This window comes from Pontimicrobium sp. SW4 (assembly GCF_039954625.1).
GTDB lineage: Bacteria > Bacteroidota > Bacteroidia > Flavobacteriales > Flavobacteriaceae > Pontimicrobium.
The window spans coordinates 1,970,446-1,992,202 of record NZ_CP157199.1 but is presented as its reverse complement, the minus strand read 5'-3'; the positions used below and the strand labels follow the sequence as shown (position 1 = coordinate 1,992,202).

The following is a 21,757-nucleotide window of genomic DNA, read 5'->3' as shown; positions in this document are numbered from 1 at the left end:
CAAAAATAGAATATTTCAAACGTTTTCGTAGCCAATTTTGATAAAAAAATAAAACCCTCAAATCCAATAATTTGGATGAGGGTTTTATTATGATTTTTAATTAAAAATTATCTAAATCTATAGTTTACTTTTTCACCATTATTTTTCACGATTTCTATTTTGTAAATTTTATCTGAATACTTTGACATTACAGAATTTACATCATTGATAGAATTTACTTTAACACCATTTATTGCAGTTACAATGCTGCCATTATCTACACCATCTGCTTTCCACTCGTCAATGTAACTACCACTTAGGTTTGTGATTTTTAAGCCATAATCAACCTTCATTTTTTTTAGATCCTTTTTAGATACTTCTTTTAAAGTACCTATTATTGGAACTGTAACAGAAGTTAGCTTAGCTAAGGTAACTGGAACAGTTTTCTCGTCGCCATCTCTTAGAACGGTTACATAGACAACATCATTTGGGCTTTTAGTATTTAAAAACCCTTTAAGATCTGAGAACTTTGAAATTTTTACATTGTCTAATCGTTTAATAATATCTCCTTCTTTAATCCCCGCTTTTTTAGCACCAGAATCATCTTCGACAGTACTTACGTAAAAACCTTCAGTATCATCAACACCCAATTCTTTAGCACTCACGCTATTAAGAGAGCCACCAGCAACTCCTAAGATGCCATTTTGTACATTACCAAACTCCATAATATCCTCAACAACCTTTTTAGCAATATTGCTTGGAACAGCAAACGAGTAGCCAACATACGATCCAGTTTGCGATGTGATTGCTGTATTAATACCTATTAGTTCCCCATCGGTATTTACTAAAGCGCCTCCAGAGTTACCAGGATTAACAGCTGCATCAGTTTGAATAAACGATTGTGCTTGATTACCACCAGATAGGTCACGCGATTTAGCACTTATAATTCCTGCAGTTACTGTAGATGTTAAATTAAATGGATTGCCTACTGCTAGAACCCATTCGCCAACTTTAGAGTTGTCACTATCTCCAAACGTGGTGTAAGGCAGCTCTTCATCGGCTTCAATTTTTAAAAGTGCAATATCTGTTTTTGGGTCTGTACCTAATAATTCAGCTTCATAAGTTTTGTTGTTGTTAAGGGTGATAGAAATTTCTTGAGCACCATCAATAACATGATTATTAGTAATTATCATTCCATCCGAGGAAATAATAACACCAGAACCAGTTCCTATTTGTGGCCTTTGTGAACGTCTTCCAAAAAATAAATCTTCAAAAGTATAAGATCCAGAATTTGTAGTTGTGTTTTTAACATGAACTACAGTATGTACAGTTTTTTCCGCAGCAGTAGAAAAATCAACAGCTTCACCAATTGGTAAATTTGTGTTTACAGCTTTGTAGTTTACTGGAATTGCAAACGGAGAGGTGGTAGCTTGCTGTTGCGCAATATTTGCTTCTTTTTCAATAAATAGTTTGTAGGATCCAAGTGTAAGAGCTCCTCCAAGAGCTGATACTAAAACAAGTGTAAAAATCTTTTTCATGATCTTAGTGTATTATTTTAATTGTTTTACGATTTGATAACGACTAAAATTAATAAAATATTGAAGATTGAAATTTATTTTAACGATTTTTTTTGTCATTTTTAACGATGATTTAACAACATAAAAAACTGTTTAATATTTCTATCTTTGTCATTCAAAATGAAACACACATTTTATAAATATCAAGGGACAGGAAATGATTTTGTGATTATAGATAATCGCGAAGGCATTTTTGATAAAGAAGACACCAAATTGGTCGCCAATTTATGTGATAGGCGTTTTGGTATTGGAGCAGATGGCCTTATTCTTTTAGAGAATTGTATTGATGCAGACTTTAAAATGGTGTATTATAATTCTGATGGGAATGAAAGCACTATGTGTGGTAATGGAGGCCGTTGTTTAGTCGCTTTTGCTAAAGAAATTGGCGTTATAAATAATGACACAGTGTTTTTAGCTATTGATGGTTTGCATCATGCTAAAATTGAAGGACATATAGTAAAGCTTCAAATGCAAGATGTTCCTAAAATAGAAACGTTTAGTAAGCATGTATTTTTAGACACAGGATCTCCACATCATGTTGAGGTAAGAGAGAATGTAGATGCCTTAGATATTCAAAAAGAAGGCGCTTCGATAAGATATGGCCAACCTTATAATGATGAAGGTGCAAATGTGAATTTTGTTGAGAAAATTGACGATTCTATATTTTCAGTGAGAACTTATGAAAGAGGTGTGGAAGGTGAGACGTTTTCTTGCGGAACAGGAGTGACTGCTGTTGGAATAGCAATGAAGGCAACTGGTAAAACCCAAGAAAACCTTATCACATTAAAAACTAAAGGAGGTGATTTAAAAGTGTCTTTTAAACCAGAAGGAGATGGTTTTAAAGATGTTTGGTTAATTGGTCCAGCGACACTAGTTTATAAAGGGCAAATAGAATGGTAACTCTTAAAGGCGAACATATATTTTTAAGAGCCCTAGAACCTGAGGATCTCGATTTTATATATGATGTTGAAAATGATCAAGATATTTGGGAGATAAGCAATACCATTACACCATATTCTAAGTTTTTAATTAAGCAGTATCTTGAAAATGCGCATAAAGATATATTTGAAGTAAAACAGTTGCGCCTTGTTATTTCTACTAAGAATAACCAACCTATTGGCTTAATTGATATTTTTGATTTTGATTTTCATAATAAACGTGCTGGAATTGGCATTTTAATTAAAGAAAACAGTAATAGACATAAAGGTTATGGTACTGAAGCATTAGAGTTATTAATAAACTATTGCTTCAAGCATTTAAACCTACATCAATTATATTGCAATATTTCAGAAGATAATAGCTCAAGTATTAAACTTTTTAAATACCATAATTTTGAAAAAGTGGGGTTAAAAAAAGATTGGAATATTGTTAATGGAGTGTATAAAAATGAATATTTGTTTCAACTAATAAATAACTAATGTATTTTAAAAAAATCTTACTTGCAATAGCGTTAATTGGTTTAGTGATTGCTGCATATTTTGCGTATTATGTGTATTCAGCAATGTTTGTTCCTAATACAGCTTTTAATAATGAGATTGCTTATATCTATGTAGAATCTGATGCGAGTTATAGCGATGTAAGAGAACATTTAGAACCATTACTAAAAGATATAAAGACTTTTGATGCCTTAGCAAACAGAAAAAAGTATACAGCCAATGTTAAAGCTGGTAAATATGTTATTAAAAAAGATATGACTAATAATGATATTATTAATTCTATTAGAAGTAATAATATTCCAGTTAAAGTGTCTTTTAATAACCAAAATTCGTTAGAATTATTAGCAGGAAGAATAGCTAAACAAATTGAAGCAGATAGTGTGTCGCTTATTGAAGCATTTAATGATAAAAGTTTTATTGAAAAAAGTGGATTTAATGAAGCTACAGCATTAGGCATGTATATTCCTAATAGTTATGAGTTTTTCTGGAATACTTCGGCTGAGAGTTTTAGAGATAGAATGTTAACCGAATACAATAAATTTTGGAACAATTCCAGAATAGAAAAGGCTAAAAAAGCTAATTTAACTCCGGATGAGGTTATAGCACTTGCTTCAATTGTACAAGAAGAATCCAAACAGAAAAATGAGCAACCAAGAATCGCAGGTGTTTACATTAATAGATTAAAAAACAGGTGGACTTTAGATGCAGATCCAACATTAAAGTTTGCTGCTTACAAATTACCTAAATATAAAAACACGATTATTAAGCGGGTTCTTAATGTTCATAAAGAAATTGAATCTCCATATAACACTTACAAAAACCAAGGCTTACCACCTGGATTAATAGTAATGCCTGATATTTCGGCTATAGATGCAGTTTTAAATTACGAAAAACATTCATACTTTTTCTTTGTAGTAGATGCAAAAAAACCTGGATATCATAAATTTTCTAAAACTTTAGCACAACATAATCAATACGCTAGAGAGTATCATAGTTATTTATCACAACAAGGTATAAGACGTTAGATTTTGATTTGTAAAATTAAAATCTCAACACTTTTATTTTTTATAAGCATTTCTGGTTTTAGTCAGCAGTTAAATTTATTTCTTAAACCAAATGATACTCTACATATTCAAAGAAGAAATACGGTAGTCATTTCTGAAGCGGCTTTTGGGGCTACTGCATTAATTGGTTTAAATGCTTTATGGTATAAAGATTATGACCGTTCTAAATTTCATACTATTAACGATTTGAATGAATGGATGCAAATGGATAAAGTAGGTCATGCTTTTTCATCATATCAATTGGCCAGAGTAGGAGCAGATGTTTTGAACTGGAGTGGTGTGAGTAAAAAAAATCAGCTTATTTATGGTGCTACTTTTGGATTCACTTTTCTGTCTGCGGTTGAAATTTTGGATGGTTTTTCTAAAGAATGGGGGTTTTCTTGGTCCGATATTACAGCAAATGCTTTTGGAACAGGCTTATATATTGGTCAAGAATTACTTTGGGAAGAACAGCGTTTACAGTTAAAATTTTCTTTTTCCCAATCACCTTACGCTGAAAAACGACCAGAAAGACTTGGTAATTCTTATTTAGAACAACTTTTTAAAGATTATAATGGTCAAACGTATTGGTTAAGTGTAAATTTAGATGCTTTTTTTAAAGAATCTAAATTTCCAAAATGGTTAAATATAGCCATTGGATATAGTGCAAATGGCATGTTAACTGGTAAAAATGAGTCTGTTAATAATATGTTCACAAGTCAAAACCAATATCGGCAGTTTTTTCTGAGTTTTGATGTAAATTTGAATAAGATTAATACAAAATCAAGTGTTTTAAAAACAATTTTTTCTGTGTTAAACGTTATAAAAGTGCCGCTCCCTACATTCGAGTTTAATAGCAAAAATAAAGCTGTATTTCATCTTTTGCACTAGTAGAAAATACACTTAAACGATTAATTTTGAAAATATTAGGAAATTGTGTAATTTTGCACGCTGAAATTTTGAGTTAAAAAATTAATGATTTTGCCCTCGTAAATTTTAAATTATGTATAAAGGATTAGTAGCATATTCGATTATTCCAGTTGTGGTGTTTTCAGCATTTTTTACTGCTTTTAAAACTACAGATACTTTAAACGAAGAAATGTATTCGACACAAGGCTTAGATCTTGCTTACAATTCTCCAAGTGATGCACCAATAATTGAAATTCCTAAATTATCAGATTATTATTTGCCAAGTTTAGGTAAATGTTTTGTTGGCTTTAAAGAGGCATTGGCATTTAAAGAATCTAGAGGAAATTACTTTACAGTAAATACTTTAGGTTATATGGGGAAATATCAATTTGGTAGAAATACGCTAAAACTAATTGGAATTTATAACACTAATAAGTTTTTGAATAACCCTGAACTTCAAGAAAAAGCATTTATAGCAAATACTATGCGAAATAAATGGGTTTTAAGAAGAGATATTAAACGTTTTGTTGGGAAAAGAATAGATGGTGTTTTAGTAACGGAATCTGGTATTCTTGCTGCTGCGCACTTGGCTGGACCAGGAAGTGTTAAAAAATATTTGCGTAGTTATGGTGCGATTGGTTTTGCTGATGCTTATGGAACTACCATTAGAAATTACATGAAGAAATTTTCTGGTTACGATACGTCTTTTATAGAAGCAAATAAAAAAGCGAAAGCTGCTTTGCTTTAATCTTTGTGTATTATAAATATTGCTGGTCTTTTGTGAAGGTCAACATTAGCTAATTTCCATTCACTTACCGTTTTTGTCTTAATATACTCGGTAGCTAGTGTAATATCGCAAGCAATACATACTTTAGTATTTTTATTTAGAGAGGAACAAATGTCTTCTAGCATTTTATTGTTTCTATAGGGAGTTTCAATAAATATTTGTGACTGATTTTGTTCAAAAGATAACCGTTCTAGTTTTTTTAAAGAGGCTTTTCGTTCATGTTTATCAATAGGTAAATAGCCATTAAAAGTGAAGCTTTGTCCATTCATGCCAGAACTCATTAATGCAAGAAGAATAGAAGAAGGTCCTACAAGCGGTACTACTTGTATGTCTTTTTCATGGGCAATTTTTACAACGTCCGCTCCAGGATCTGCTATTCCTGGGCAACCAGCTTCAGATAATAACCCCACAGGTTTTCCTTTAAGGCATGCGTTTATAAAATCTGGTAATTCGTTTTCTTCTGTATACTTATTAAGTATATGAATGTTAAGAGATTGCTGAGATTTTCCAGAACTAATTTTTTTAATAAAGCGTCTTGCAGTTTTCTCATTTTCAACAATGTAATCATCTACTTGCTCAATTATTTTTTTTATTGAAATAGGTAATACTTTTAGAGGCTCATTATCACCTAGTCTTGTAGGGATTAAATAGAGTTTTCCTTTAAATTCACTCATGTATTAGTTAATTATTAGCTTTTTATTTGAAAGTTGACTATTTGCTTTAAAAACTGAGACAAGATACAAACCTGAGGCTAGATTTCTTGTAGAAATTGTAATAATATGATTTGAAAAATTACTTAGGGTTTTAATATGTTTACCAGTAAAATCAAATAAATCTATTGAGAAAGGAATTTCATTTTCATCAAAAACAAAAAACACTTCTTGCCTAGCAGGATTTGGATACATTAAATAACTAAAACCTGTAGTATCAGTTTCTAAGCTACCATCACAATTCTCGTCTATATCATTATTAGGAATTTCTGCGGCGTTAGGGTTTATGTTGGGGTTAGTATCGTCACAATCGGTATTATTTGTAACATAATCATCTGGTTGGCTTGTTGCGGTTTGACTTACATTTGGATTTCCAAAGGTGTCATTGTCGGCATCTTGATACCAGATTGATGCATCTAATCCATCACAATCTTCATCAATATTATTATTAGGGATTTCAGTAGCGTTTGGATTTATGTTAGGGTTCGTATCATCGCAATCGGTATTATTTGTAACATAGCCATTCGGTTGACTTGCTGAGGTTTGGCTTACATTTGGATTTCCAAAGGTGTCATTATCTGCATCTTCATACCATATTAACTCATCTAATCCATCACAGTTTTCATCGATATTATTATTAGGAATTTCAGTAGCGTTTGGATTTATGTTAGGGTTTGTATCGTCACAATCGGTATTATTTGCAACATAACCATTTGGTTGATTTGCAGTAGTTTGACTTACATTGGGATTTCCAAAAGTGTCATTGTCTGCATCTTCATACCAAGTAGAAGTGTCTGTATCAATAATTCTATAGATTGTGCCAGAATTTAAACCAACAATATATAGTTCACCATTGATGTCTTCACCAAAAGAAACCCACCGATTACCATTAAATTGATCACTAAAAGACATGTTCCAGGAATTTCCATTGTTTTGTAAGGTGCCAATTTCATCACTACAATAATCTGCAAAAAAGTACAAACCAATAAAATTTGGATATGCAGATCCTCTATAACGATATCCTCCAGAAATTGAGCATTTAAAATTACCACTATTAGAGTGGGAGTATTCACCAATAGGAAACGTAAGTGTACTCACGTCTGGGCATCCAGTATTGTTAAATGTATTGTTTCCTTCGTAACAACGCCATCCATAATTTAATCCAGCTACAGTAGATGGTGCCATATTTATCTCTTCATATTCACCTTGACCAACATCTGCAATCCAGATATCTCCAGTTTGTCTATCGAAAGAAAATCTCCAAGGGTTTCTTAAGCCATAAGCCCAAATTTCATCTCGAGTGTTAGTGTCTCCATCATTGTAAAAGGGGTTGTTTGCTGGTATCGCATAATTATTACCATTGGAGGTGTTATTGATATCAATTCTAATCATTTTCCCTAGTAATGTACTAAGGTCTTGAGCTCTATTTTGTGGGTCTCCACCTGCGCCTCCATCTCCAGAAGCTATATATAAATAGCCATCTGGACCAAAGGCCATATCTCCACCGTTATGATTGCTATATGGCTGGTTTATTGATAAAATAATGAATTCTGAATTTTGGTTTGCGATATTAGCATCAGTGGAGCTTACCTCAAATCTTGAAATTACTGTGTCACCATTATTATCGATATAATTAACATAGAAATAGCCATTAGTGCTATAGTTTGGGTGAAATGCCAAACCGAGTAAGCCTCTTTCATCTCCACCACCATTAATATCAATGACAAGATTGTTAATGTCTAAAAAAGGTGTGACATTAACTGAGCCATTAGTATTAATAATTCTAATATATCCTCTTTGCTCTAGTACAAAAAGTCTATCGTCACCTGCATTTTTAATATTAACAGGCATATCTAATCCAGTAGCAAAACTCTGTATGTCTATTGTTTGAGTAAAAGAATAAGTAGATGCTAATAAACAGATACTTAGTATAAATGCATTTTTACTTTTCATAGCGCACCTTTTTTACTTAAATGTACGAATAAAATAGTATAATTGGATGTATTAATTACTTGACAATAAGCTTGTTTTGAGATTTTTCACCTTTATGTGTAAGAGTTTCAATTACATATATTCCTGAAGAAATATTTGCAAATTCTATTTTAGCTGTTGTTGAATTAATGGTATCTATTGTTGCTTTTATTTTTTGACCTTGGAGATTGATAGCATTCACTTCTTTTAAAGATGTAGCCTTATTAAAATTTAAAGTCACAACATTGTCTTTAGTAGGGTTTGGCGTAATACTAAACTTATAGTTTAAAGACTCGGTGTTTGTAGATAAAGTATATTCTTTAATCTTATATACTTGACCATTATTACTTAATGGATTACTAACCACGTATAATTCCTTGTTATTATCTTCGGCAAAAGCGACCCAACGTCTACTTGTAAATGTTGTCGGATGATTAGCTCTATTCCAACCTCCACTACCATCTGGAGTTAACATAAATATTTCTCCGCTACACCAATCTCCAGCAAAATATGTGCCTATTAAGTTTGGGTATGCCGAACCTCTATAGCGATAACCACCAGCAACAGAGCATCTAAATTTGCCATCACTTTCAAAATGGTTATATTCATGAGCTGCAAACTCTAAATTGCCAATCGGAGGACACCCACCACTTGTGTTAAATTCAGATGAGCCTTCGTAGCATCTCCAGCCATAATTCAAGCCACTAACATTGCCTGCGTTTAAATTTATTTCTTCAATATCTTCTTGACCTACATCACCAATCCATAAGTCACCATTAGCACTATCAAATGAAAACTTTGCAGGATTTCTAAAGCCATATAACCAAATCTCAGCTAAGGTATTAGGATCATCTGTTGGTGTTTCAACAAATGGATTTCCTGCAGGAATGCCATAGTTGTTTCCGTATGTATTTCCATTTGTAGGATTGTCAACATCAATACGAAGAATTTTTCCATGAATTTCTGCTAAATTCTGAGAACGATTATCAGGATCACCTTGGTCAGTTCCGCCATCACCTTTAGAAATGTATAAGTAACCATCAGATCCGAAAGCCATATCACCTCCATAATGTGCATCATAAGGATGAGGTATATTCATTATCACTAATTCTGAACTAGCGTCTGCAATATCTGGGTTTGCACTTACCGAAAATCTAGAAATTATATTGTTACCTACCTGATCAATATAATTAACGTAGAAGTAACCATTACTAGAATAGTTTGGATGAAAAACCAAACTCAATAAACCTCTTTCCCATTCAGATTGATAATTATCGTAAACCAACGCATCGATGTCTAAAAAAGGTGTAGGACCTACAGTTCCGTTAGATTTTATAATCCAAATAAATCCATCCTGTTCTAAAACAAACATTCTACTGTCTCCAGCGTTAGCAATATTTGTTGGATAATTAAAAGTTGGACCAAATGCTTCAAGATCTAATGTTTGAGCATTTATTGAAAAGGAGGTGAAAGAAAGCGCAAGGATAATAGAGCAGTAAATTTTTTTCATGTTAGATATATTAAAAATCTAAAATACATTATTCAAGAAATGTTTTTAAAGTCTTTATTACATATTCTATCACAGGCTAGATTTAATAGTTGAAATACATCTTCAAAACCAGAATCACCTCCATAATAAGGATCAGGAATATTAACTAATTTGTTATCTAACTCATTTAGAATTAATTCTACTTTCTTTTTATCATCATCATTTCGAGCTAAGGCGATGACATTATTATAATTTGAAGTATCCATAACATAGATATAATCGAATTCATCAAAATCGGATACTATAAATTGTCTTCCTCTTTGGTTAGTAATATCGATACCGTTTTTTTTTGCAACTTCAATAGATCTTTTATCTGGAAGTTCACCAATATGATAATTACTGGTTCCAGCAGATTCTACTATAAAATTATGTTTTGGGAGTTTGTGCTTTAAAATACCTTCAGCTAATGGAGATCGACAAATATTGCCCAAACAAACCATTAGAATTTTAGTCATTTTTTAATACTTATAATGAAAGTTTCTTTGAAAGGTCTTCAACATACTTTCTAAATTGCTTATCTGTAGAAGATAAATTGTCAACTGTTTTACATGCGTGAAGTACAGTAGCATGATCACGTTTTCCAATTTGAGATCCAATACTAGCTAATGATGCTTTAGTAAACTTTTTTGCAAAGAACATAGCTAATTGTCTAGCCTGAACAATATGTCTTTTTCTAGTTTTAGATTGCAAGGTGTCTACATCCATTTGGAAATAATCTGACACTACTTTTTGGATGTAATCTATAGATACTTCTCGTTTTGTGTTTTTTACAAATTTCTCAACAATATCCTTAGCAAGACCTAATGTAATTTCTTTTTTATTAAAAGACGATTGCGCAATTAAAGAAATAATAGCACCTTCCAATTCTCTAACATTCGACTTGATGTTTTTAGCAACATAATCTATAATATCATCTGGCATTTCAACACCATCTCTATAGAGTTTGTTTTTAAGAATTGAAACTCTAGTTTCAAAATCTGGATTTTGTAATTCGGCTGAAAGTCCCCATTTAAATCTTGAAAGTAAACGCTGTTCAATATCTTGCATATCAACAGGAGCTTTGTCACTTGTTAAAATAACTTGCTTTCCGTTTTGATGTAAGTGATTAAATATATGGAAAAAGACATCTTGAGTTCCTGTTTTTCCTGAAAGGAACTGTACATCGTCTATAATAAGGACGTCAATTAACTGGTAGAAATGAATAAAGTCATTTCTGTTATTTTTCTTAACAGAGTCTATATACTGTTGCGTGAACTTTTCTGCTGAAATATATAAAACTGTTTTTTCAGGATATTTATCTTTAATATCTACACCAATAGCATGCGCTAAATGGGTTTTTCCTAAACCAACTCCACCAAAAATTAATAATGGATTAAATGAGGTTCCACCAGGTTTATTAGCAACTGCTAAACCTGCGTTTCTGGCTAATCTATTAGAATCGCCTTCTAAAAAGTTTTCAAAACTATAGTTAGGGTTTAATTGAGATTCAATCTTAACATTTCTAATTCCAGGAATTACAAATGGATTTTTAAGTTCAGGGCTTTTATTATTTAAAGGAACATCAAGATCTTGAGATTTTAAACCGCTTCTATTTGAACTAGGAATTTTTTCGGTAAATGGTTGTTTATTGCCATAAGTGTTTTCCATTTTTATGACATAAACCAATTTTGCGCTTTCACCAAGTTCTTTGGTTAGAGCTACCTTTAATATTTTTACATAATGTTCTTCTAGCCATTCATAGAAAAACTTACTAGGAACTTGAATACTTAAAGCATTATCGGTTAGCTTTACTGCGGAAATTGGTTCAAACCATGTTTTGTATGCTTGCGGTTGTATATTATCCTTTATAAATTCAAGACAATTATCCCATACCGATTGCGCAGTTACACTCATTCTTCGTTGTAAAATTAATAGTTTGTTGTTGGTTAGTAGAAAATTTAAAGAATAGGGGTTTTCTCTGTTTGTTTTCTACACGACAAATATGTGAACAAAATTCTAAAAAAAAAATAGATATCTATTGAATTTTCAGTTTTTTTTTCTCATGTTTAAATCCGCATGAATGTACAAAATTATTTTAAAACTTCCTTTTATATTTTATGAAAAACTACGAGACAAAAATTCGTATTAGATATGGTGAGACTGACCAAATGGGTGTGGTGTATCATGGAAATTATTCAAACTTTTTAGAGATTGGAAGAATAGAATGGCTGAGGTCTTTGGGTGTGTCCTATAAGCAGATGGAGCTAGACGGCATCATGCTTCCGGTGATTTCATTATCATTGAAATATAAAAAATCGGCGTGTTATGATGATGTAATTTGTGTAAAGACGATATTGAAAAAATCGCCAACCGCGACCATAGAATTTGATTATGAAATCACAAATGAAGAAGGAGAAATTTTAACTTTAGGAAACACAATTTTAGCTTTTATTAATATGAAGACGAATCGCCCTACAAGGTGCCCAAAATTTATTTTAGACAAACTGCAAAATTAATCGTTAAACTCACTTATTTCGACTCCAAATATTTGGTCAAAAGCATCAAAAATTGGTTTCGCCTCTTTTTTTCTTACCGAAATATGGATTTGACAATCTAATTCTAATTTTTGATTAGTAATTTTTAGTTGTTTTTCTTTTATCACTCGCATGACCTTATTCATATTTTTGTAATCAAACTTAATAAGGAAATCTTTATTAATGGTTTTTTCAATAATCTTAGAATTTTCCAAAGCTAATTGAGCCGCTGTTTTATAAGCATTAATTAAACCACCAACACCAAGTTTTATGCCACCAAAATATCGAACTACTACAATAAGGACGTTGGTAAGGTTAAAAGATTGAATTTGACCATAAATAGGCATTCCTGCACTATTATTTGGTTCACCATCATCATTTGCTCTGTAAACATAATCTTCAGTTCCTAATTGATAAGCATAGCACCAATGTCTTGCAGAATGGTGTTGTTTTTTTAGTGTTTCTATATGGAGTTTAATATCGTCTTCAGAATTTATAGGAAAAGCATACCCAAAGAATTTGCTGTTCTTATCTTTAAACAGAACTTCTTTAGACGGTTTTGTAATGGTTTTGTATGTATCGTTAATTTCCAAATTATGCCAAAGTTACTAATAGAATAGAAACAATAGCTAAACTTATTCCTATCCAATTCTTTTTTGAAATTGATTCTCTAAATAAAAACAAGCCAACAAGTGTTGATACCATAACAATTGCAACATTATTAACAGTAAATAGAGTTGAGCTTTCAAGGCCTTCAAATTGCAATGCCTTTAATAAAAAGACAATGGAATAGTAGTTGATAACTCCTAAAACAATACCTCCAAAGATGTTCTTTATTTCAAATTTAAATGTTTGTTTTATTGCTTTATATGTTAAGATAAGCAAGCCTATAATTGCTGCACAGCCAAATATGGTAGCTGAAAATATAGGAATACCATTTTTTTGGACATACGTTGTTTCTAAATATTTTATAGATGCATCAATAACTCCTGAGCCTAAAAAGAGTATAAAAGGAAGAAACAACCCTTGTCTTAAACTAATGGAAGATTTAGCTTTTATAGCTGTAAGATAGACCGCAATAAGCGCTAAAATAATTCCAAATATTTTCTGAAAGTTAACACTTTCATTATAAGCATACAGTCCAAATATTACAGGAATAACCACACTCATTTTACTGGCTACCGAAGCTACAGATAGACCATTGCGTTGTGCAGTCAAAGCCATTAAGTTAAATACTGATATAAAAAGAAATCCTAATAATATAGCACCCAAAAACCATTTTGAGTTAAAAATTTCTGAGGTGTTAATTGAAGATTCGTAGCTAATAAGTCCACAAATACAAGCAGTTATATAATTAGTAACAATAGCATGAAACGTATTTATTTTATAACGATTAAATAGCTTGAACACTACAAAAATAGCAGTTGATGCAAAAATGCTGAGTATGAGATATATCAAAATAAATGCTTCTTAGTGGTAAATAAATGGGTTATGTCATCTCTTTCTGGAGTTAAATTCCAGGTATGGATTCCAAGCTTTGAGGCTGCATCAGTGTTTTCTTTTAAATCATCAATAAACAGACATTCAGATGGGGCTAAATTGTTCTCATTCAGCACAAACTCATAGATGGTATTACTTGGTTTACTTAAATGAATTTCTTGAGATAAATAAAACTTGTCAAAACAATTTTTAAATCGCTTATAACGCGATAAGCTCATATTTTCAATTACTTTTTCAATATGTAAATCGTTAGTATTACTTAATAAAATAAGCTTGTAGTAGTTTTTTATAGCAAGTTGCTCAATAAACTGTAATCTATGTTCAGGAAAATCTAATATGATGGAATTCCAAGCTTTAATAAAATCTAATTTTGCGATGTTTGGGAACTTTCTAGTAAAATAACTGGTTAATTCTTCAGTAGAAATCAATCCTTTTTCATATTCTGAAGCAATGTGATACATGTCTAAAGAAATTGTCTTAGGTACTCCTAGCTTGAACAATTCTCTTTCAATAGCAGGTTTATCTAAATTGATAAATACATCACCAAAATCGAATATGATGGTTTTAATTGTTGACATAAATTCTTAGAGTATCGTCAATTATTTTTTCTTCTGAAGTCAATTGTCCGCTAAAGAGGGGTGTTTTTACACCTTCTTTAAAGGTCATTTTTCTAGTAAAAACTCTAGCTTCATCCCAAAGATTAGCATCAATAAACAATTGTAAAGTTTTGGTACCACCTTCTATAATTACTGAATTGACATTAGCTTCAAATAATTTATTACAAATAGCCTTAGCTGAAGTTTCTTTAATAAGTAATGTTTCGGCTTTATCATCAAATACTTTGAGTTTTTTAGACAAGTTTTCGTGTTTGTCTAATACAATTCTAATAGGATTCTTTCCTTTCCAATCTCTTGTTGTTAAACTAGGATTGTCTTCTAAAACTGTATTTCTACCAATTAATATGGCTTGTTCTTCAGCGCGCCATTTATGTACCAACTGTCTAGAATATATGTTGGTTATCCAAACAGGTTTTTGCTCATTTTTGTGTTTTGGGGCAATAAACCCATCAGCAGTTTCTGCCCACTTTAAAATTATATAAGGACGCTTTTCATTATGAAACGTAAAAAAACGTTTGTGATGTTCTTTACATTCAGTTTCTAAAACACCAATAATAACGTTACATCGTGCTTCTTTTAGTTTTGCAATGCCTTTGCCAGAAACCTTTATATTATCATCCAAACAACCAATAACCACGTTTGGAATTTTATGTTCTATAATTAGATTGCTACAAGGAGGCGTTTTTCCATAATGAGAACAAGGTTCGAGAGTAACATAAAGTGTTGCTTCTTTTAAAAGTGATTTATCTTTAACTGAGTTAATAGCATTTACTTCAGCATGAGCACCACCATATGGGCTTGTAAAACCTTCTCCAATAATTGTTGAGTTGTAAACAATCACACAACCAACCATTGGATTTGGTGTGGTTGTGCCTAATCCATTTTTAGCAATATCTATGCAACGTTGTATATATACTTTGTGTTCTTTCAAAAAAAACTATTGAAGAACAATATTAAGATTTATATTTATGGAAAATTCAAATATCATTGAAAAAATTTGTCTTCCGTTTACTAGCTTATTTTGTGTGTGCTTTTATTATGATGATAGGTTTTTCTTTTATGACCTCTTTGCCTGAAGGATTAGAATCACTTTATAGTTCGTGGTTAACTTCTAACTATTTAGGGCTTTTGATTATTTCATTCCCTTTGTCTTATATAATTAATGATTTGATTGGTCTTTTAAAAGGATTTTTTTCTAAAAACGAAAAGGGATTGTCTTTTAGTTTTTTCTCGTTCAAGTCGCGTTTATATTACGTATTTTCACATCACAAAAAGAAGATTAAAAAATTAGGTGTTAATAACATGATTATTAGAGAAATAAAACCTGAAGATAACCAGTCTATAGAAGCAATTATGACGAACTGTTTTAAAGAGTTTGATATGCCAACGGTTGGTTCTTCTCTTGAAGATGATGATGTAAAACACATGTACGAAGGGTTTCAATCTGATAGAGCCATTTATTTTGTGGTAGAGGAAAATGGAAAGGTATTAGGTGGAGGAGGTATAAAGCAGCTAAAAGGATCAGCACAAGATACTTGCGAATTGCAAAAAATGTATTTTCATCCTGATGCACGTGGTAAAGGTTTTGGAAAAAAATTGTTTGATGCATGTATGAAGGCTGCTAAAGATTTCGATTATAAATTTTGCTATCTAGAATCTGCTCCGCAACTCAAATTGGCGCTTAAGCTATATGAGAAAAACGGATTTAAATATTTGGAAAAACCAATTGGAAACACAGGGCATACTATTTGTGGAGTATATATGATAAAAAACATACTATGATATTAAAATCATTAAGAACTTATTTTAACAATGCGCTAATAGGATACTATCCTGATACCGAAATAGACTCATTTTTCAATATGTTGTCTGATCATATTTTAAAAATGAAACGTGTTGATATTTCACAGAATTTATATGCCGTAGTGTCTGGAAAGAAATATGATAAGTATCAAAATGCCATTGATAGACTGAAAAACTATGAGCCTATTCAATATATTCTTGGAGATACTGAGTTTTATGGATTAGTTTTTAAGGTTAATCCTTCGGTGTTAATTCCTAGGCCTGAAACCGAAGAATTGGTCGCTTGGATTATTAATGAACATAAGAACAAGGAAGGTATTTCCATTTTAGATATTGGCACTGGTAGCGGATGTATAGCTATTACGTTGGCTAAAAACTTACCAAACGCTAAAGTTTTTGCGTTAGATGTTTCTGAAAATGCTTTAAAATTAGCTAAACAGAATGCTATTAGTAATGATGTTGAAGTAGAATTTATTGAAGCTGATATTTTAGATTGGGATTTTAATAGCTTACAATTTGATGTTATCGTTTCTAATCCACCTTATGTTCGAGAATTAGAAAAGGAAACGATGAGTGCTAATGTGCTAAATCATGAGCCACATTTAGCGCTATTTGTTAAAGATGACGACGCTTTATTGTTTTACAGAAAAATAACTGAAATTTCCAATGAGATACTGAAGCCAAATGGTCAATTATATTTTGAAATCAATGAGAATTTGGGTGAGTCTACAAAAGAATTATTAGCAAATTCCAATTTTAAAAATGTTGATTTAAAAATGGATATTTTTGAAAAAGATAGAATGATTAAAGCAATAAAAGGATGAAGGAACTAAAATCTGTCGCGGTTTTTTGTGGAAGCAGTGAAGGGAATGATACTAAAATAATTTCTGAAGCTAAAGCCTTAGGGAAAACTTTGGCAAGTGAACATATCACCTTAGTCTATGGTGCTGCAAAAATCGGCATTATGGGAAAAATTGCTCAATCCTCGCTTGATCATCATGGCAAGGTAATTGGCATCATTCCAGAATTCCTAAAAATGAAAGAAGTGGTGCATTTAGGCTTGAGTGAATTGATTACCACAGAAAACATGCATGAACGTAAGTTGAAAATGCATGAAATGTCTGATGGTTTTATTGCACTTCCCGGTGGTTTCGGAACTTTTGAAGAATTATTTGAAATCATCACTTGGGCACAATTGGGCTTGCATCAAAAACCAATAGGTTTGTTTAATATCAATGGATTTTATGATGATTTAATTCGCATGTTGGAAACCATGGTTTCCAAAGACTTTTTAAAACTGGATAATCTTGAGTTATTAATTGTAGATAATAACATAGACAGGCTAATCGATAAAATGAGAAACTTCAAACCGCAAGATGTTCCAAAGTGGTTAAAAGAGGATAGAACTTAGATTGGTTTTGTCCTGTATTTACAGTTATTCCTTTTTGGATTCAAAGTAGCCTTTCAGGATTAATTTCATTCCCCATTTTAGTATTTCTTTTGATTGTTTATTATTTAAACTGGATACATCCTTTGACACTATAAGTGGTTTAATTCCAATCAATATACTTAGCAAATTTACTAAATCATTCTTGTCCTTTGCAGCAATTTCTACATCCTTTAGAGCTAATTCCAGAGTTTTCTTCCGTCTTGCCCCTCTTTTTATTTTCTCTGCATTAGAGGTTATGACCACGCTAAGATATTTGTGAAAGGCATTTTCATTTTCTATGGCCAGCGTATTGAAATAATTCTGAATTTCAAAAATCTTATTTTCAAGATCTTTACTTTGCAAACTCTTGATTAGATTTTCAGGACTTAAGGTGTTTATATCCAAGCTAGCTTCTGCCGCAAGTATTTCAGTATTTGAATAATATCTATAATATAGTCGCTCTAGAAATTCCGGCTTCTTTTGCAACCTCTTCAAGAGAAAAATCAATACCCTTACTTAGTAATTTCTACGCACTTGCTAAAATATGTTCTCTTGTTTCAAGCTTTTGATTTAGTATTCGTGGAAACACCTACAAAAACTCAAGATCCACCACCACATTTTCACAATTCCTATAACGAGTCTTTTTTTATAGTTGAAGGCGAGATGGAGTTTTTTGTTAATGGTGAAACCAAGAAGGTGAAAGCTGGTGAGTCTATAGACATTTCGCTCAAAACATTGCATACTTTTAACAATATTAGTGGTTTCCCTTGTAAATGGATAAATATACATAGTCCGAAAGGCTTTGGAAGTTTTTTCGAGAATATGGGTGTGCCAATAAATGAAGAAAATGCAAAATAAAATCCATGGCACCAGAAATCGTTAGCAAGTTATTAATTCGGTGAAAGATTATGATATGATAATCAAGGTTTAGGTAGCATCATAGAATACTTTGGTAATACGTATGTAAATGTGAGTTCATGTTTTTACAACTGGAAACCCAAGGTTCATTTTCTAGAAATTAACGCAATTATAAAAATTACCACACTACTTAGTTCTATTTCATTAACAGCTAATACATGTCCTAGCTTTTGATACTTATGTTGCAAGGATTAACATATCTGTTTCAAGTCATTAATATGAAACGAGTAACGCTACAAATGTGATATAATTTACAACCTGAGTTTTACTAAAGAATTTCACATGCAAATATCTTTGTTTTAAGTTGTTATAAAAACAGTTTGAATCAATAAATAGATAAATCAAAAGAAAATAATCTCGCTTATGAAAACTTTTACTTTCCTAACTTTTATATTGTTATCATTAACTATGTATACTCAAAACACCTATGTTCCTGATGATAATTTTGAACAGGCTTTAATAGATTTAGGCTACGATACTGTTTTAGACGACTATGTGCTTACCTCAAATATCAATGCAGTTACGTTTTTAAATGTCAATAACAGTAACATTTCAGATTTAACAGGCATTGAAGATTTTACGGCATTAACCGAATTGAGATGTTTTGGAAACCAATTGACCGTTCTGGATGTTTCTCAAAATCTGTCTTTGGAAATCTTAAATTGCGGCTCAAATTCCTTGACCACACTCGATGTTAGGGACAATGCACTATTGGAGGAGTTGCGATGTGGAAACAACAGTATTACACAGCTTAATTTAAGTTTAAATACGAGCTTAATGCTTATCAACTGCAATAATAATGCATTGAAAGCTTTAATGGTAAATAATGGTAACAATACAAACATAATAGAGTTCAATGCATCTTCAAACCCTAATCTAATCTGTATTCAAGTTGACGATATAACCTATAGTTATACAAATTGGGGAAACTATGATGCTCAAACCTCCTTTAGCGAAGATTGCCATTTTAATGATATTTATGTGCCAGATGATAACTTTGAACAAGTATTAATTGATTTAGGTTATGATACGGTTTTAGATAACTATGTAGACAAAAATTCAATAAAAACAGTTACCTCATTAGATTTATTAGCAAAAGATATTGCAGATCTCACCGGAATTGAAGGATTCACAGGCTTAACGTTATTGACAGCATCAAACAATTTATTGACATCGGTAGATTTGTCAAAAAATATTCAATTAGAAACATTATATATAATGTTTAATCAACTCAATACATTAGATTTAAGTTCAAACATAAATTTAAAAACTCTTTTTTGTGGTTACAACAACCTTACATCTATAGAAATCACCCAGAACACAGCTTTAGAAAAGATAAGTATTGGACAAAATCAGTTAACAAGTATTGATATTACAAACAAACCAAACCTTAAAGATCTGTTTTGTGGGCATAACCAAATAACTAGTTTAGATGTCACACAAAATTTAGCGTTAGAAGTATTAGCTTGTAACTCGAATTTATTAACTGAACTTAATGTAAAAAATAATACTTTGTTAAAACGTTTAATATGTGGAGACAATGCTATTGAGCAGCTTAACTTAAACCTAAACACAAATCTTACAGAAATAAATTGCCCTTCTAACAACTTAGAAGCGCTTGATATAAGTAATGGTAATAATACTAATGTTACCTTTTTTGATGCTTCAAATAATCACAATTTAACTTGTATTCAAGTTGATGATATTACATATAGTTACACTAATTGGGGAAACTATGATGCTCAAACCTCCTTTAGTGAAAATTGCCATTTTACTGAAGCTTATGTGCCTGACAATAATTTTGAACAAGCCTTGATAGACTTAGGTTATGATACGACCTTAGATGGCTATGTAAAAATAAACTCAATAGATACCATAACTTTTTTAAATGTAAATTCGAAAAACATTATAGACCTCACTGGAATAGAGGCGTTTTTAAATTTAAAGACATTGTATGCTGTAGGTAATTCAATAACCTCAGTAAATTTTTCAAATAATGTATTACTAGAAGATTTATATTTTAATAACAACCAATTAAGCACAATAAATTTAAGTTCAAACACTAATTTAAAACAATTTCAATGTGCTTATAACAACTTGAATTCATTATCTCTAAATTATAATTTATTATTAGAGTCCTTAATCTTAAATAATAATAATATTTCTTCAATAGATGTTACTCAAAATACAGCTTTAATAAATTTTATTATTTCAAATAACCAAATATCAAATATTGACATTTCAAATAATTCAAACCTTATATATTTTTATTGTGATAACAACCAAATTTCTAGTTTAGATGTATCTCAATTATTAAATCTAAATTACTTAACATGTAGTAATAATAACTTGTCAAATTTAAATGTCTCACAAAATTCAGCCTTAAAAACTCTTTATTGCTATGACAACCAATTAACGAATCTCGATGTCACCAATAATACATTGCTTGAATTTTTATTCTGTAGAATCAACGATATTTCGAGCTTAGATGTATCTCAAAACACAGCACTCACTATTTTAAAGTGTGATGATAACAATTTAACCTCATTGGATGTCAGCCAGAATCCATATTTGACTACGTTGACCTGTCACATTAATAATTTAGAAACTTTAAACGTTAAAAACGGCAATAACTCTAACTTCGTAGAGTTTAATGCAACATCAAATACTGGTTTAACTTGTATTACAGTTGATAATGTAGCTTACAGTACTGCCAATTGGATCAATATAGATGCCCAAACAACTTTTAGTGAAAGTTGTTCAACGCTAAGTATAGATGACTTTAATTTGGCTGCTTCAATAACACTACATCCAAATCCAACAAGAGAGTTTATTAATATTAATGCAACTTCTAACTTTCAGGTTAACCTGGTAGAAATATTTAACGCCCTTGGTAAGAAAGTGCTTATATCCAATGATACATCTATAAATGTCAAAGAGCTAAATAGTGGATTGTATTTTGTAAAAGTTTCCCTAGGCGAAAAAGAAGTCATAAAAAAATTGATAATCAAATAAG

The 21,757-nt window shown here is 31.2% G+C and carries 22 protein-coding genes; 11 read left to right on the top strand and 11 right to left on the bottom strand.

Features of this window, described 5'->3' with window-relative positions; genetic code table 11:
• Positions 1 to 107: 107 nt before the first annotated feature.
• On the bottom strand, positions 108 to 1,517 hold the full coding sequence (locus ABGB03_RS09320; RefSeq protein WP_347922210.1) for a trypsin-like peptidase domain-containing protein: 1,410 nt from the start codon (positions 1,515 to 1,517) through the stop codon (positions 108 to 110).
• 159 nt (positions 1,518 to 1,676) lie between these two features.
• Here ABGB03_RS09320 and dapF point away from each other — a divergent pair, with 159 nt between their 5' ends.
• From dapF to ABGB03_RS09295, 5 genes are all read left to right on the top strand, one after another.
• A complete protein-coding gene (gene dapF, locus ABGB03_RS09315; protein ID WP_347922208.1) occupies positions 1,677 to 2,456 on the top strand; it encodes a diaminopimelate epimerase in 780 nt (259 codons plus the stop codon).
• Positions 2,450 to 2,974 carry a GNAT family N-acetyltransferase gene (locus ABGB03_RS09310; protein ID WP_347922206.1) on the top strand — a complete coding sequence of 175 codons (525 nt, stop codon included), beginning with the start codon at positions 2,450 to 2,452 and terminating at the stop codon, positions 2,972 to 2,974. The genes dapF and ABGB03_RS09310 overlap by 7 nt, the downstream gene beginning before the upstream one ends.
• The gene (gene mltG, locus ABGB03_RS09305) at positions 2,974 to 4,017 is read left to right on the top strand and encodes an endolytic transglycosylase MltG (RefSeq protein WP_347922204.1); all 1,044 of its coding nucleotides are present in this window, start codon (positions 2,974 to 2,976) and stop codon (positions 4,015 to 4,017) included. Before ABGB03_RS09310 ends, mltG begins: the two co-directional genes overlap by 1 nt.
• Positions 4,018 to 4,020: 3 nt before the next feature.
• Entirely contained in the window at positions 4,021 to 4,926 is a 906-nt protein-coding gene (locus ABGB03_RS09300; protein WP_347922202.1) for a DUF2279 domain-containing protein, read from the top strand.
• Positions 4,927 to 5,038: 112 nt separating this feature from the next.
• On the top strand, positions 5,039 to 5,692 hold the full coding sequence (locus ABGB03_RS09295) for a peptidoglycan-binding protein LysM (RefSeq protein WP_347922200.1): 654 nt from the start codon (positions 5,039 to 5,041) through the stop codon (positions 5,690 to 5,692).
• On the opposite strand, the gene ABGB03_RS09290 is transcribed toward ABGB03_RS09295, so the two are convergent.
• Genes ABGB03_RS09290 through dnaA form a run of 5 tightly spaced genes read right to left on the bottom strand, consistent with a single transcriptional unit; the run spans position 5,689 to position 11,854 of the window.
• Positions 5,689 to 6,405, bottom strand: coding sequence for an SAM-dependent methyltransferase (locus ABGB03_RS09290; RefSeq protein ID WP_347922198.1), 717 nt, complete (start codon positions 6,403 to 6,405; stop codon positions 5,689 to 5,691). The two genes, ABGB03_RS09295 and ABGB03_RS09290, sit on opposite strands and share 4 nt — an antisense overlap.
• A 3-nt stretch (positions 6,406 to 6,408) precedes the next feature.
• Positions 6,409 to 8,394, bottom strand: coding sequence for a PQQ-dependent sugar dehydrogenase (locus tag ABGB03_RS09285; RefSeq protein WP_347922196.1), 1,986 nt, complete (start codon positions 8,392 to 8,394; stop codon positions 6,409 to 6,411).
• A 55-nt stretch (positions 8,395 to 8,449) separates the two neighbouring features.
• The gene (locus ABGB03_RS09280) at positions 8,450 to 9,922 is read right to left on the bottom strand and encodes a PQQ-dependent sugar dehydrogenase (RefSeq protein ID WP_347922194.1); all 1,473 of its coding nucleotides are present in this window, start codon (positions 9,920 to 9,922) and stop codon (positions 8,450 to 8,452) included.
• Between the two features lie 32 nt (positions 9,923 to 9,954).
• Positions 9,955 to 10,416, bottom strand: a complete 462-nt coding sequence (locus tag ABGB03_RS09275; RefSeq protein WP_347922192.1) for a low molecular weight protein-tyrosine-phosphatase — start codon at positions 10,414 to 10,416, stop codon at positions 9,955 to 9,957.
• Positions 10,417 to 10,426: 10 nt separating this feature from the next.
• Positions 10,427 to 11,854, bottom strand: a complete 1,428-nt coding sequence (gene dnaA / locus ABGB03_RS09270) for a chromosomal replication initiator protein DnaA (protein WP_347922190.1) — start codon at positions 11,852 to 11,854, stop codon at positions 10,427 to 10,429.
• A gap of 203 nt (positions 11,855 to 12,057) precedes the next feature.
• Here dnaA and ABGB03_RS09265 point away from each other — a divergent pair, with 203 nt between their 5' ends.
• Entirely contained in the window at positions 12,058 to 12,456 is a 399-nt protein-coding gene (locus ABGB03_RS09265; RefSeq protein ID WP_347922188.1) for a thioesterase family protein, read from the top strand.
• Here ABGB03_RS09265 and ABGB03_RS09260 read toward each other — a convergent pair.
• Genes ABGB03_RS09260 through ribD form a run of 4 tightly spaced genes read right to left on the bottom strand, consistent with a single transcriptional unit; the run spans position 12,453 to position 15,522 of the window.
• Positions 12,453 to 13,067, bottom strand: coding sequence for a YigZ family protein (locus ABGB03_RS09260; RefSeq protein ID WP_347922186.1), 615 nt, complete (start codon positions 13,065 to 13,067; stop codon positions 12,453 to 12,455). The two genes, ABGB03_RS09265 and ABGB03_RS09260, sit on opposite strands and share 4 nt — an antisense overlap.
• A gap of 1 nt (position 13,068) precedes the next feature.
• Positions 13,069 to 13,932 (bottom strand): EamA family transporter, encoded by an 864-nt coding sequence (locus tag ABGB03_RS09255; RefSeq protein ID WP_347922184.1) that lies wholly within the window; start codon positions 13,930 to 13,932, stop codon positions 13,069 to 13,071.
• Positions 13,929 to 14,552, bottom strand: coding sequence for an HAD family phosphatase (locus ABGB03_RS09250; protein WP_347922182.1), 624 nt, complete (start codon positions 14,550 to 14,552; stop codon positions 13,929 to 13,931). Before ABGB03_RS09250 ends, ABGB03_RS09255 begins: the two co-directional genes overlap by 4 nt.
• Complete coding sequence (ribD, locus tag ABGB03_RS09245) at positions 14,539 to 15,522, bottom strand: bifunctional diaminohydroxyphosphoribosylaminopyrimidine deaminase/5-amino-6-(5-phosphoribosylamino)uracil reductase RibD (RefSeq protein ID WP_347922180.1); 984 nt, start codon at positions 15,520 to 15,522, stop codon at positions 14,539 to 14,541. Before ribD ends, ABGB03_RS09250 begins: the two co-directional genes overlap by 14 nt.
• 56 nt (positions 15,523 to 15,578) lie before the next feature.
• Between ribD and ABGB03_RS09240 the strand changes: the two genes are divergently transcribed.
• From ABGB03_RS09240 to ABGB03_RS09230, 3 genes are read left to right on the top strand one after another with little or no spacing between them, the layout of a single operon-like run.
• Positions 15,579 to 16,373, top strand: a complete 795-nt coding sequence (locus ABGB03_RS09240) for a GNAT family N-acetyltransferase (RefSeq protein WP_347922178.1) — start codon at positions 15,579 to 15,581, stop codon at positions 16,371 to 16,373.
• Positions 16,370 to 17,218: a peptide chain release factor N(5)-glutamine methyltransferase gene (prmC, locus tag ABGB03_RS09235; protein ID WP_347922176.1), complete on the top strand. Its 849-nt coding sequence runs from the start codon at positions 16,370 to 16,372 to the stop codon at positions 17,216 to 17,218. Before ABGB03_RS09240 ends, prmC begins: the two co-directional genes overlap by 4 nt.
• On the top strand, positions 17,215 to 17,805 hold the full coding sequence (locus ABGB03_RS09230) for a TIGR00730 family Rossman fold protein (RefSeq protein WP_347922174.1): 591 nt from the start codon (positions 17,215 to 17,217) through the stop codon (positions 17,803 to 17,805). The genes prmC and ABGB03_RS09230 overlap by 4 nt, the downstream gene beginning before the upstream one ends.
• Positions 17,806 to 17,829: 24 nt before the next feature.
• Here ABGB03_RS09230 and ABGB03_RS09225 read toward each other — a convergent pair whose 3' ends face one another.
• Positions 17,830 to 18,309: a TetR/AcrR family transcriptional regulator gene (locus ABGB03_RS09225; RefSeq protein ID WP_347922172.1), complete on the bottom strand. Its 480-nt coding sequence runs from the start codon at positions 18,307 to 18,309 to the stop codon at positions 17,830 to 17,832.
• Between the two features lie 66 nt (positions 18,310 to 18,375).
• Here ABGB03_RS09225 and ABGB03_RS09220 point away from each other — a divergent pair, with 66 nt between their 5' ends.
• Positions 18,376 to 18,681, top strand: a complete 306-nt coding sequence (locus tag ABGB03_RS09220; RefSeq protein ID WP_347922170.1) for a cupin domain-containing protein — start codon at positions 18,376 to 18,378, stop codon at positions 18,679 to 18,681.
• Between the two features lie 423 nt (positions 18,682 to 19,104).
• The gene (locus ABGB03_RS09215; protein WP_347922168.1) at positions 19,105 to 21,756 is read left to right on the top strand and encodes a T9SS type A sorting domain-containing protein; all 2,652 of its coding nucleotides are present in this window, start codon (positions 19,105 to 19,107) and stop codon (positions 21,754 to 21,756) included.
• Position 21,757: the final 1 nt, after the last annotated feature.

What these genes read in the sequence shown, in the direction of transcription:
- ABGB03_RS09285 (WP_347922196.1), bottom strand. Translation starts at nt 8,394, where the DNA reads ATGAAAAGTAAAAATGCATTTATACTAAGTATCTGTTTATTAGCATCT.
- dapF (WP_347922208.1), top strand. Translation starts at nt 1,677, where the DNA reads ATGAAACACACATTTTATAAATATCAAGGGACAGGAAATGATTTTGTG.
- ABGB03_RS09215 (WP_347922168.1), top strand. Translation starts at nt 19,105, where the DNA reads ATGAAAACTTTTACTTTCCTAACTTTTATATTGTTATCATTAACTATG.
- ABGB03_RS09310 (WP_347922206.1), top strand. Translation starts at nt 2,450, where the DNA reads ATGGTAACTCTTAAAGGCGAACATATATTTTTAAGAGCCCTAGAACCT.
- ABGB03_RS09250 (WP_347922182.1), bottom strand. Translation starts at nt 14,552, where the DNA reads ATGTCAACAATTAAAACCATCATATTCGATTTTGGTGATGTATTTATC.
- ABGB03_RS09275 (WP_347922192.1), bottom strand. Translation starts at nt 10,416, where the DNA reads ATGACTAAAATTCTAATGGTTTGTTTGGGCAATATTTGTCGATCTCCA.
- ABGB03_RS09290 (WP_347922198.1), bottom strand. Translation starts at nt 6,405, where the DNA reads ATGAGTGAATTTAAAGGAAAACTCTATTTAATCCCTACAAGACTAGGT.
- ABGB03_RS09295 (WP_347922200.1), top strand. Translation starts at nt 5,039, where the DNA reads ATGTATAAAGGATTAGTAGCATATTCGATTATTCCAGTTGTGGTGTTT.
- ABGB03_RS09265 (WP_347922188.1), top strand. Translation starts at nt 12,058, where the DNA reads ATGAAAAACTACGAGACAAAAATTCGTATTAGATATGGTGAGACTGAC.
- mltG (WP_347922204.1), top strand. Translation starts at nt 2,974, where the DNA reads ATGTATTTTAAAAAAATCTTACTTGCAATAGCGTTAATTGGTTTAGTG.
- ABGB03_RS09320 (WP_347922210.1), bottom strand. Translation starts at nt 1,517, where the DNA reads ATGAAAAAGATTTTTACACTTGTTTTAGTATCAGCTCTTGGAGGAGCT.
- ABGB03_RS09230 (WP_347922174.1), top strand. Translation starts at nt 17,215, where the DNA reads ATGAAGGAACTAAAATCTGTCGCGGTTTTTTGTGGAAGCAGTGAAGGG.
- dnaA (WP_347922190.1), bottom strand. Translation starts at nt 11,854, where the DNA reads ATGAGTGTAACTGCGCAATCGGTATGGGATAATTGTCTTGAATTTATA.
- prmC (WP_347922176.1), top strand. Translation starts at nt 16,370, where the DNA reads ATGATATTAAAATCATTAAGAACTTATTTTAACAATGCGCTAATAGGA.
- ABGB03_RS09280 (WP_347922194.1), bottom strand. Translation starts at nt 9,922, where the DNA reads ATGAAAAAAATTTACTGCTCTATTATCCTTGCGCTTTCTTTCACCTCC.